Annotated in this window: 8 protein-coding genes; 2 read left to right on the forward strand and 6 right to left on the reverse strand. The window is 44.3% G+C overall.

Annotation, left to right across the window (positions count from 1 at the left end):
- Positions 1–21 precede the first annotated feature (21 nt).
- From ACI2JM_RS09250 to ACI2JM_RS09270, 5 genes are all read right to left on the reverse strand, one after another.
- On the reverse strand, positions 22–1,437 hold the full coding sequence (locus tag ACI2JM_RS09250) for an FAD-binding oxidoreductase (RefSeq protein WP_404643722.1): 1,416 nt from the start codon (positions 1,435–1,437) through the stop codon (positions 22–24).
- Positions 1,438–1,622: 185 nt separating this feature from the next.
- Positions 1,623–3,284: an ABC1 kinase family protein gene (locus tag ACI2JM_RS09255; RefSeq protein WP_404643724.1), complete on the reverse strand. Its 1,662-nt coding sequence runs from the start codon at positions 3,282–3,284 to the stop codon at positions 1,623–1,625.
- A gap of 120 nt (positions 3,285–3,404) precedes the next feature.
- Complete coding sequence (locus ACI2JM_RS09260) at positions 3,405–4,109, reverse strand: SCP2 domain-containing protein (RefSeq protein ID WP_404643726.1); 705 nt, start codon at positions 4,107–4,109, stop codon at positions 3,405–3,407.
- Between the two features lie 111 nt (positions 4,110–4,220).
- A complete protein-coding gene (gene ubiE, locus ACI2JM_RS09265) occupies positions 4,221–5,345 on the reverse strand; it encodes a bifunctional demethylmenaquinone methyltransferase/2-methoxy-6-polyprenyl-1,4-benzoquinol methylase UbiE (RefSeq protein WP_060491513.1) in 1,125 nt (374 codons plus the stop codon).
- An 81-nt stretch (positions 5,346–5,426) separates the two neighbouring features.
- Positions 5,427–6,137 (reverse strand): FFLEELY motif protein, encoded by a 711-nt coding sequence (locus tag ACI2JM_RS09270; protein ID WP_404643728.1) that lies wholly within the window; start codon positions 6,135–6,137, stop codon positions 5,427–5,429.
- A gap of 253 nt (positions 6,138–6,390) precedes the next feature.
- Between ACI2JM_RS09270 and ACI2JM_RS09275 the strand changes: the two genes are divergently transcribed.
- Both ACI2JM_RS09275 and ACI2JM_RS09280 read left to right on the forward strand, forming a co-directional pair.
- Positions 6,391–8,100 carry an ATPase gene (locus ACI2JM_RS09275; RefSeq protein WP_404643730.1) on the forward strand — a complete coding sequence of 570 codons (1,710 nt, stop codon included), beginning with the start codon at positions 6,391–6,393 and terminating at the stop codon, positions 8,098–8,100.
- A 639-nt stretch (positions 8,101–8,739) separates the two neighbouring features.
- Positions 8,740–10,347 carry an inorganic phosphate transporter gene (locus tag ACI2JM_RS09280; protein ID WP_045448242.1) on the forward strand — a complete coding sequence of 536 codons (1,608 nt, stop codon included), beginning with the start codon at positions 8,740–8,742 and terminating at the stop codon, positions 10,345–10,347.
- A gap of 120 nt (positions 10,348–10,467) precedes the next feature.
- Here ACI2JM_RS09280 and ACI2JM_RS09285 read toward each other — a convergent pair whose 3' ends face one another.
- Positions 10,468–12,111, reverse strand: a complete 1,644-nt coding sequence (locus ACI2JM_RS09285) for an aminotransferase class I/II-fold pyridoxal phosphate-dependent enzyme (protein ID WP_404643732.1) — start codon at positions 12,109–12,111, stop codon at positions 10,468–10,470.
- Between the last annotated feature and the right edge of the window lie 298 nt (positions 12,112–12,409).

Raw genomic sequence — 12,409 nt, forward strand, 5'->3', positions numbered from 1 at the left:
CTTATCAGCAATATTCAACAGTTAAACAGTGGGTAAAGCCACAGGCCATATTTTACCAGGGTTAAGTATGTTTTTAGGGTCAAGAGCTGACTTGATCGCTTGCATCAGCACTAAGGCGTTACCGTGCTCTTGCTGCATATATTTTTGTTTGCCTTGCCCGATGCCATGCTCACCTGTACAAGTGCCATCCATTTCAATAGCGCGGGTAGCTAAGCGGCTGATAATGCCGTCAGCAGTAGCGATTTCTTCAGGGTTTTCGGTATCGACTAATAACAAAACATGAAAATTACCATCGCCAACATGACCGACGATAGGCCCAATCATGCCCGACGCTTCGATATCTTTTACTGTTGCACTGACGCATTCTGCTAATCGTGAAATGGGCACACAAGCATCCGTCGATAAGGCGCTGGCGTCAGGACGTAAAGCAGAGCTGGCATGATAAGCGTTATGCCTTGCTTGCCACAGACGCTTGCGCTCGGCTTCATTGGTATCCCAAGCGAAGTCACGACCGCCGAATTCTTCGATAATATCCGTAAACAGTTGAGCTTGTTCAGCGACGCTGGCATCTGTGCCATGAAACTCTACAAATAGGGTAGGCGTCTCATCCAGATCAAGATTGGCATATTGATTACAGGCTTTAATTTGCATGGCATCAAGTAGCTCAATGCGTGCAATCGGCAAGCACATTTGAATGGTCAGCATTACTGCCTGACAGGCATCCTCAATCGTTGGGAAATGGCAAATACCGCTACCAATACATTCGCTGATGCCGAATAGTTTAAGTGTGACTTCGGTGACGATACCGAGCGTACCCTCTGAGCCGATCATTAATCTCGTCAAGTCATAACCCGCCGCAGATTTTTTGGCACGGGTACCAGTGCGGACAATCTCTCCACTAGCGGTGACTATCTCAAGCGCGAGTACCACATCTTTCATGGTGCCATAGCGGACAGCATTGGTGCCTGAGGCGCGAGTCGCGACCATGCCGCCGATACTGGCATTGGCGCCAGGGTCTATGGGAAAGAACAGCCCGGTATCACGTAAGTAGTGATTGAGCTGCTCACGTGTGACGCCTGGTTGTACGGTAACGGTCAGATCTTCATTATGTACCTGCAATATTGCATCCATCGCGTGCATATCGATGCATAATCCACCATATGGGGCATTTAATTGACCTTCTAAGGATGAGCCAATACCAAATGCAATCACTGGCATTTGATACTGATTGCAAATCTCCATCGCAGCTGCTACCTCGTGCTTATCTTGTACTGTCAAGACGGCATCGGGTGGCTGATTGGCAAGCCACGTCATCGTATGCCCATGCTGCTCACGTACCGTTATATTGGTAGTAAGTTGTTTACCGAAACGGGTTTGTAAGGCAGCAATAGCCTCGCTGTGGTCTTTTTTAGCCATTGATATTTTAGAGGTAGACATGGGTGACTCCTATACAGAGTGTCTTTTTTACCGACACAATGAGAAATGAGGCAATGTAAAAACTAAGCTCTCACTCACTTTAAATGTCACTAAAAAGCAATGAAAGTGAGTGAGAGCTTATTGAATAAAAATTAGATAGTACTGGCTATTAACCAATACTTATTTTTATTAAAAATAATAGAGTGTTAGGCTAAAATACGCCAAACGACAACCAAAATAGCCAATATATAAAAGATAGGCGAGAGCCAGCCAACAACCTGTGTTGCAATAGCAATGAAAATGGCAAAACCTGACAGTGCTAGCCAATCTCGGCGGCGATCATTAAGCATATCCGCACGAATTTGTTGTATTTCTCGCAGTTGACTGTCTTGGCGTGATCCTTGTGAGGCAAGGCTTTGTAAGCCTTGATCCAGTAGCTTTGGAATATCAGTGGTCGATAATAAAATCTCTGGTAACTGCTGACGCAAGTGTTGCAAATTACGCATGGGATCGAGCTGCTCTTTAATCCAGCTGCTTAAAATCGGCTTGGCAAGTGACCAGATATCAAGGTCAGGGTATAGGTCACGACCAAGTCCTTCGACATGCACCAAGGTCTTCAATAGCAGCATGAGTTGCGGTGGAATACTCATATGATGACGACGGGCGATATCTAAGATTTGCATTAAGACACCAGCAAAGTCGATATCATTAATGGATTTTTGTAGCATTGGACCAACCGTGCGTTTCATATCGCGCATTAGGGCATGCTTGTCTGTATTTGGTGGAATCCAGCCAGCTCTACTGACGATATCAACCATCGCCGTAAAGTTGTTATTCATCACCGCCAACAGCATGCGCGCGACGATAAGCTGATCGTCTTTTGATAGCGTGCCCATGATGGCGCAATCAAGCCCGATATAGCGTGGTTCATGACCTAAGTCAACCGCTGCCATATCGGCAGTGAGTGTTTTAACCGGCGGCGTCTCTACAAACACATTACCCGGATGCATATCGGCATGAAAAAAGTTATCGCGGAATACTTGGGTAAAAAATATCGTTAAGCCTTTTTCTGCTAGTGCTGCTCGGTCATAACCAAGTTGATCAAACACTGCAACTTGCGAGATAGGAACGCCTTGGATACGCTCCATGACCATCACATTTTTGGCAGAATCATAGACTTCTGGTACATACATCAATGCGGAACCCAAGAAGTTGTTGCGCATCTGAGTGGTATTGTCTGCCTCTAAGGTCAAATCCAGCTCGTTTAACATCACTTGGCGATAGTCTTCGACAATATCGACGATATGGATGGCACGTGCCGCTTCAATACGCGCTGATGCCCAATCGGCCAGCTCACGTAGTAGCTCAAAATCAGCAATGATGGTGGTATGAATATCAGGACGCACCACTTTTACCACCACTTCACGACCATCATGCAGCGCAGCAGTATGTACTTGGGCAATAGAAGCCGCCGCTAGAGGTTTGACATCAAAGCGTGCGAACAAGGTGCCAATCGATTGACCAAGACCGTGTTTAGGGTCTTGGATTTGGGTAATGGCCACATCAGAATTGAAAGGTTTGACTTTGTCTTGTAGCTGAACCAATTGTTCGATAATCTCAGGCGGCACTAAATCGCGACGCGTTGACAGCAGTTGTCCGAGCTTTAAAAACAGCGTGCCCATGTCTTCAAGCGCATATTTAATCGCATTGGGTTGGTGTTTTTTACCCCACGCCGCTGGATGTAGGCGAATCAAACGCGCCAAAGGTTGCAGCTGTGGCGCGTCTTCGATAGAAAGATGAGTATCGATGCGATAAGTTGCGGCGATACGCCAAAGCTCAAGTAAACGGGCGCGATGAGATAATAGCATGAGGTATGGGTACTCTAAAGAAAGTCGAAAATAGGGTGGGCACTGCACTTATTTATAAACTGCACTTATCTATAAAAAGTGCTATCGATAATAGGATTTAGCGATCATCGACGACAACAGTTATTGATGAAATGAGTTATTGAGAAAACGTGCCTGTTCATCTTTGATAGCAGCAAGTTTGGCCTCTTCACGTTCGACATCAGCCCACAGCTTTAACAGTTGCTGCTTAAGGTCGTTTACTTCTGCTGCCTCGGTAGGATCAGGAGCACTATTACCTGCCACCTCATTAGCCCAGTCGCTGACATCGTCAAAAGCGCGTTTGGCACTATGACGCCAGCTACCTTTTAGCTGTGATATAAGTAGATGTAACTGACTGGCCATCGGCTTACCAATAAATGGCTCAAGCTGTCCTGCGACATCTGGGTCGAAACCTGCGACCAGTTGTTTGAGCTGCATGAGCACCTTATAATCACCCGCGATAGGTAAATTGCCTTCGGCACCACGCATCAGATTCAGCAGTTGCGCTGGGTTATCTACAGTAATGGTACAGTCTGGACGACTATGACCAATCCGTGCGCGCTCCATACTGGCTTGTTGGTGCTCGTTCATCGCGCCACTTTGCTCAAACACACTCTCGGTTGTCACCGGCTCAAAACGTAAACGCTCATGAGTGAATAAAATATCCAAACGAATCTCAGGCATGGCCATATTGAGTCGCAACACTTTGCCAGCAAGCGGTGCCAATCCTGATTTGGTAATCTCATCACTAGCAATAGCAAGGTTAATCAGCTTTTCGGCACCCGCCAAAAGTAGAACAGTCAGCATAAGGCTCTCGCATAGTCAGTTGAGCGCCTGAAAAGAGCGCATCATTTGTAAAGGTCAGTTGCCACCACTTTACGTGATGGCATGTCTATTACGATGGTTTTTAACTTAATCTTACGCTTTAAAGCCGCGATGGACAGCGACAATACCAGCCGTCAAGTTATGATAATCACAATTTTCAAAGCCCGCTTGCTGCATCATCTGTTTCAGCGTCTGTTGATCAGGATGCATACGAATCGATTCGGCCAAGTATTGATAACTCTCAGAATCATTGACAATCAGCTTGCCCATAAGAGGTAAGGCAGTAAATGAGTATAAATCATAGGCTTTAGACAATGGCTCAAATACAGGTTTTGAGAATTCTAAAATTAATAAACGACCACCTGGCTTCAGCACACGGTACATCGATTTGAGCGCTGCGTCTTGGTCTGTGACATTACGCAGACCAAAGCTAATAGTGATTAAGTCAAAGCTATTGTCATCAAATGGCGCGAGTGTTTCTGCATTGGCAAGTACAAAATCGACGTTGTTGCAGCCAGCATTGATTAAGCGTTCACGACCGACTTCGAGCATGGCGGCATTGATATCTGATAACACCACATGACCGTTTCTGCCGACTTCACGGCTAAATACTTTGGCTAAATCACCCGTACCACCAGCGATATCAAGCACATGTTGACCCGCACGCACGCCTGACAAGCTAATCGCATAACGCTTCCATAAGCGATGAATACCGAAGGACATTAAGTCGTTCATGATGTCATATTTTTTGGCGACTGAGGTAAATACGTCCGCCACGCGCGCTTGTTTTTCAGCCTTATTGACGGTCTTGTAGCCAAAATGCGTTTCTTCATTACCATCAACATCAGGTGTATGCGGATTATTGATGTCATCACGCTGGTTAAAAAGCGTTTGTTTGGCGGTTTGTGTTTGTGCAGATGCATTGTCTACAGTGTTGCTGCTGGTATTGTTATTTGGCATAGTGGTTTGTTGGCCTTGTGGCGTTCCCGTTGGTAGGTCTTGGACTTGTGTAAAGTCATTTTTCTTGCTGTTTTCTACGCCAGCATTAATACTCGTATTAAGCGTGCTATTAGTTTCATAGCTTTGACGTGCTTGCACCTGTGCTGTGATATTTTGATTGTGGGTGATGCTATCTCTGACCAATTTATCTTGTAAATGACCATTGATGGTAGGTTTTTGATCGAGATGCGCGTTGTTATTATGGGTATTATCGGTCATAGCATTATCCTGTTATTCACTTTTATGATTATTGGTTTGCAAGGTATAAAATAGCAGCTAACCAAGCAAATGAGGCGTCTATCATACACCAAACGTCATTGGCTTACCGCCATTATCCGTCTCATGAACACGGTCAATAATCTCAAGCTCACGCTCACAAAATGGTTCAATGAAACCACTGACACTGTCTAACGGACGCATCGCGATAAATCCAGCACTAATAAATTCATACAAGGGTTGATAGTTGTAACGGCAGGCGGTGCCTTTAGCCAAGGCAAAGGCTTTTTGCAACATAAAAGAGTTTATATACTTATCAGTACGATAGCACACCTCTTTTAAGTGACCAATTTGGATACGTCTGGTATCGGCTTCGTTGACTACGCGATAGGCGGTCAGCATGTTGTCTTCATTAACGGCTAAATCTTGAGCCAATAGCCATTCTGCTAAATGTAAATCCAGCTCTATTGCTAAGATAGCTGCTTGTATCGCCATGCTGCCGGTTTCTAAAGCCGCTGCTGGCGCAAAACGTTCAACTTTTTGCGCTTTAGGCACAATGCGTTCTAACTGTTTGGCCAACAATTTAAACTCATCGCCGCCATACAACTGTGTCAAAAAATAATCTGCCATCAGCTGATTTTGAGGTTGCTCAAACAAGTCTTTGTGAGTGTTCTGAATACGATCTCGTTGCCAAGCTTGCACCTCGCTGAGTTTATCGTTTAATACCAAATCTTCATGATAAGGCAGTGCCCAAAAACGGTTCAAATGTTGTTGTAAGTCGGCTAAAGAGGCCATGGTCAGTAAACCTGCATAAAAGTAAAGAGGATTAAAAGGTTGCGAATAAAAAGCTCAGGATAAACCGTGTTTTATATTTTTGGTTTTTGTATTTATAGAGCGTGATTACAGCATGTGTCTGAGATTGTGTTCACCTTAAAAGAAAATAAAGCAGAATACAAATGTCAAACTGTTACATAGCAGCGTTATTTACCGAATTGCTGCAATGCTATGATGACGCTAATACGCTTTCAATCATAGGATGATGACAGTTATGAGCAAAAATAATAAGACGACTGAATCCACCGCACCACAAGCGCTAAGTACACAATTTAGTGAGCAAATTGTCGATGAGCGCCTAACCCCCAATCCCCTGAGCCAGTTTTCTATGGACAAAGATGCACTGAGATTGGCACTGGTCACGGCCCAATATGCTCTACGAGCAACGCGGCAACAGACGCCGCCAATCCTCAATAAACCAACAGGGCTATTGGTATTGGTCAATGGTATGGAGCAGGCAGGCAAGGGTACCGCTGTCAAGCAATTGCGCCAATGGGTAGATCCTCGACTACTTAAAGTTGAGGCAACCGTTGGTGATTGTCCCTTAGCATATCAGCCGATTTGGCAGGCACATACCAAGGCGTTACCCCGTCATGGCGATGTGATGGTTCATTTTGGCAACTGGTATGCTGACTTGCTTTATAACGTCATGCGTATGGCAACGTCAGACAATGATAATGATAGTGATAATAAGGAACAGTCAAAAAATCTAAAATCAAAACGCACAAAGCCTGACAATGACAAGTCTGACAACGACAAAGCGTTACCGATTGCGCAATGGCAAGCATATTTACAGCAGCAGCTTATTAAACTACAAGCGTTCGAACAGGACCTCGCTGCCAATCAAACCCGACTGCTTAAATGCTGGTTCCATGTCGATATCGAAACGTTGCAAGCGCGACTGAATGACGATGAAGCCGATCCGCAGTTTTTATACCAAATTGACTGGAATAGTAAAAAAGTTATCGAAACCTTTAATCAAGTGGCTACCGTTCTGCTACGCCAGCAAGATGATTGGATCATCATTGATGGTGATGACAAGTCAGATGCGGCTGACCATTTTTGCCATGAAGTGCTACAAGCGATGCAAACCCCGCTAATGAGTAGTAAAATAAATACAGTACAAACCTCTGATAAATCGAAGGCTAAGAAGCAAGTTCAGCAAGCACTCAAATCAGCAAAGTTTGAACCCGTAAAAATTCCTAAATTTTTAAAAGATATCGATGATGCAGAGATTGATAAGTCGGACTACCGTGATGCGTTGGTAGAAAAACAAGTTCGCCTTGCCCAGTTGCTGCGTGCGCGCAAAGGGCGTCATATCGTTTTTGCCTTTGAAGGAATGGACGCTGCTGGCAAAGGTGGCGCGATTAAAAGGTTGGTTGCGCCGCTCGACCCACGCGAGTATCAAATTTATAATATCAGTGCGCCAATGCTGTATGAGCTGCAACATCCTTATTTATGGCGTTTTTGGACCAAACTTCCGAACGAGCAAACCGACCGTATTAGCCGTATTGCCATTTTTGATCGGACTTGGTATGGGCGCGTTTTGGTTGAGCGCATTGAGGGTTTTGCCACGGATGAGGAATGGCAGCGTGCTTACGATGAAATCAATCGCTTTGAGGCGGATTTAGCCGCGGCGGGGACAATCGTTATCAAATACTGGTTGGCTATCGATAAAAAAGAACAGCTTAAACGTTTTGAGGCACGTCAAAAGACACCGCACAAGCAGTTTAAGCTGACGGACGATGACTGGCGCAACCGTGATAAATGGTCGGATTATGTGCAGTCTGCGGCGGATATGCTGGCACGTACCGATACAGAGTACGCACCGTGGTGCGTCATCGCGACCAATGAGAAGCGTCAAGCACGTTTGGATATTTTAGACCATGCAATTAAGCAACTATCAGCGGTGTGTGGCAGCTGATATGTGATTGGTCATTCAATTAGGTAGTTGGTTACAAAGCGCCATAATTATATATTTAACGTTAAATAAATTCAGGGAAAGAGAGTATAATGCTGCGTTACAGCAGGATGTTTTCTAACACATATGCTGGCAGTTACAAATCTTGCAATATCATCATGCATTATGCGCTTATATTTAATATAATAGGCGCGTAATAGCTCCTGCTGTGCACGAAACTCACTGAGTGAGTAGCGTGTTTTTACCCTTTGACACAGACATTTTAATCACTCTGGTTAATAAGTTTAGCAAAGGTTCTTACAATAGCAGTTATTAGAACCAAAATTATTACTACGACATCTCTAAGCCGCAAGCTGCTGTAATCAGACGATTTGGCAATATTCCTTGCGGCTTTGTGACATATTGAGTGATGTGTTTTACCTTATTTACTGCCTTTACGTAAAATAAAATACGAGTAAATAAAAGATAAGCGTTAGGGTAGAGCACCAAGATAGCAGTAAGAAAAACCGTTTTTTAGCAAGCATATTGCGCGTTTCATATACGTTATATTAATGTCAGAAGCTATCACGAGCATTATTAATAGCCGCGCAATGTCATCAACCGCCTATAATTTCAATCAGCTTACGCAGGACGTATCAACGTATGGGTATCAGCAACAGTTCTACAGAGCCAGTCAAATCAGTCGGTTCTATGAGAATAAATCTATTTTTTGCCATTTTACTGATTGCGATGACCGCCTACTTTTTGTGGTGGGGTCTAGATTACACGATGCGTCAACAGACGACGCTATTTATTGTGGCCACCGCTTTTGGTGTCTTTATGGCATTCAATATTGGTGGTAATGATGTCGCCAACTCCTTTGGTACCTCAGTGGGTGCAGGGACGTTGACTATCCCGCAGGCGCTGGGTATCGCAGCGATATTTGAAGTGTCCGGAGCCGTACTGGCAGGTGGTGAAGTCACCGATACCATTCGAAGCGGCATTGTCGATTTAGATGGTCTTTCAGTAACGCCCAACCAATTCATTTATGTCATGCTGTCAGCGCTCATCGCTGCCGCATTTTGGCTGTTATTTGCCACCAAAAAAGGTCTGCCCGTTTCGACTACGCACGCTATTATTGGCGGCGTTGTTGGCAGCTCTATTGTATTAGGTATCACGTTAGGTGGTACTGAAATGGCATTATCAACGGTGAATTGGAGTACGATTGGCACCATCGCGATTTCTTGGGTATTATCACCGCTATTGGGCGGCGTTTTGTCCTATGTATTATATGGACAGATTAAGAAAAACATCATTGAGTATAATGATAGAACAGAGGCGCACATTGCGACTTTGAAAGGCGACAAAAAAACCTTAAAACAAAACCACAAAGAGTTTTTGGACGGTTTAACAGAATCAGAACAACTGGCCTATACGTCAGCGATGTTGCGTGATCAAGAAATCTACAAAGATGATGATTGCGATGTTGAAGATTTAGAGACTGACTACTATAAACAGCTTTATGAGATTGAAAATGAACGCAGCAACCTTGATACGCTAAAAGCGTTGAAGCAATGGGTGCCTATCATTGCGGCTGCAGGCGGCGCGGTCATGGCCTCTTTGGTCATCTTTAAGGGTCTAAAGAATGTCAATAATGGCATGACGACGCTGCAAGGCTTTTTAATCATGGGTATGATCGCGGCGCTAGTGTGGCTTGCGACCTTTATCTATACCAAGAGTATCCGCGGTAAACATAAAGAAGATTTGACCAAAGCGACGTTTATTATGTTTAGCTGGATGCAAGTCTTTACCGCCTCTGCTTTTGCCTTTAGCCATGGCTCAAACGATATTGCCAATGCCGTCGGTCCTTTTGCCGCGATTATGGATGTTATCCGTACCAATAGCATTGCGACTGAAGCCGCTGTACCACCTGCGGTTATGCTGACCTTTGGTGTTGCGCTTATCGTTGGTCTTTGGTTCATTGGTAAAGAAGTCATTCAAACGGTTGGTACCAACTTGGCAAAAATGCATCCCGCTTCTGGTTTTTCAGCTGAATTGGCTGCGGCAGCAGTGGTTATGGGCGCATCAACCATGGGTCTGCCCGTATCAAGCACGCATACGCTAGTTGGCGCGGTACTTGGCATCGGTATTGTCAATAGAGACACCAATTGGGCGTTGATGAAACCTATCGGTTTGGCATGGATCATTACTCTTCCTGCAGCAGCGGCAATGTCTGCAATCAGTTATATCATTTTGGTCAATATTTTTTAACACGTACGCTTATTAAAGTTTTTGTTTAAGTCTTATTTAACGTTATTTATAAGCATGTTTCAAATAAAAAACGCTTATCAGCATCATGCCGATAAGCGTTTTTTTATGTCAAATTAAGGTTTATTCGGTACCAAATTGTTTGCGCTTTTTGGCAAAGAAGCGATCCAAGCGATCCATGGCATCCTCTAAATCATGTAAGTTTGGCAAAAACACCAAGCGGAAATGATCTGGCTTATCCCAGTTAAAGCCTGTTCCTTGCACCATTAAGACATTTTCTTCAACAAGCAAATCCATCATAAATGCCATATCATCTTCGATAGGGTAAACATCAGGATCCATCTTTGGAAAGCAATAAAACGCGCCTTGTGGCATGGTACAAGAGATACCTTTGATCGCATTAAGTCGTGACACGGCCATTTCACGCTGCTTATATAAGCGCCCACGCTCTGACGTGAGCTCTTTCATGCTTTGATAGCCACCCATCGCCGTTTGGATGGCATACTGACCTTGGACGTTGGAACACAAGCGCATAGACGCTAACATGTCCAAACCTTCGATAAAGTCAGTGGCATGGTGTTTTTTGCCAGACACCATCATCCAACCTGCGCGGAATCCCGCGATACGATGAGATTTAGATAAGCCATTGTATGAGAGCACCAGCACATCATCAGTCAAGGTGCTCATTGGGGTGTGTACCATATCATCATAAAGAATACGATCATAAATTTCATCGGCCATGATGATTAAATCATGCGCTTTAGCGACCTCAATAATTTGTTTCAGCAATTCATCACTATAAAGTGAACCTGTTGGATTATTAGGGTTAATCACCACGATACCTTTGGTTTTAGAGGTGATTTTAGATTTAATATCTTCGATATCAGGATGCCAATTGTCGTCTTCATTACAGCGATAATGTACCGCTGTGCCGCCAGCTAGGTTCGCCGCTGCCGTCCAAAGCGGGTAGTCTGGCATTGGGATAAGCACTTCGTCACCATCATTCATCAAAGCCTGCATGGTCATTACAATCAGCTCAGAAACTCCGTTGCCCAAATAGACATCACGGACATCAACTGCCGATAGCAACCCCTTTGATTGATAGTACTGTAGGACAGCTTTACGCGCTGAAAAAATCCCTTGCGAGTCGGAATAACCGGTCGCGTCTGGTAGGTTCATTGCCACATCGCGCAAAATCTCATGCGGGGCTTCTAGACCAAAGGGGGCTGGGTTACCGACGTTCAGCTTTAATATACGTTTGCCTTCTGCTTCCATCTTATTGGCTGTTTGTAATAGCGGGCCTCGAATGTCGTAGCAAACATTTTGTAATTTATCCGATTTTTTTATTGTGTTCATAGTGTGACCACTCATAGGGTTATTTTGTGAGTTTGTATCTATAGTAGGAGTTGTAGTCGTTTGATTGGCTTGGGAGTCAGGTATCTTGTCAGTTTGAGCAGATGACGTGTTTTGACTATTTTTGTTATGAGAATGAGCGCTTTTACTCACTTCTTTATTATTATCACTGTCGTTTTTTAGTTCACCGCGTAACAGATAGCCTTCGCTGCAGCCTAAAATGTGTGCTAGCGTTGGTAGTTTCGATGACACAATGCCATTGGTGCCACGCTCCCAATTCGAGATAGCACCGCGACTGACTTTTGCGCCTGCCTCGGTCATGGCTTGCGCTAATTGCTCAGCAGTCAGCCCTTTATCACGACGTAGCTGTACCAGTCTTTCGGCTTGTGAGCCTTTATTCTTGTCATCAGCCATAGTCATTCAAGCCTTTATTCATTAGTTGGTAATCGAGAGAAGGAAAGCAGGCATTTGTTTTAATTAAGCCTTAATGCAAGATATTATTGCATTATCATTATCAATGCAAGCTGTTTTTAAGGAAGATGTATCTACTAATGCAAGAATAACTTGCATTAGTAGTATTGTTGTTGCCTCATTGCTGCTCTACTAGGGCGTGTCCTTATAGTCTAATCCAAATAAAACCGATACAACCCTATTAACAATTGCATTTAATGAAGTAAACGATGACTTATTCAATAGACTATCGCAAACAGGT

Source organism: Psychrobacter sp. NPDC064578, from assembly GCF_044901245.1.
In the GTDB taxonomy this organism is placed as follows: Bacteria; Pseudomonadota; Gammaproteobacteria; order Pseudomonadales; family Moraxellaceae; genus Psychrobacter; species Psychrobacter cibarius_C.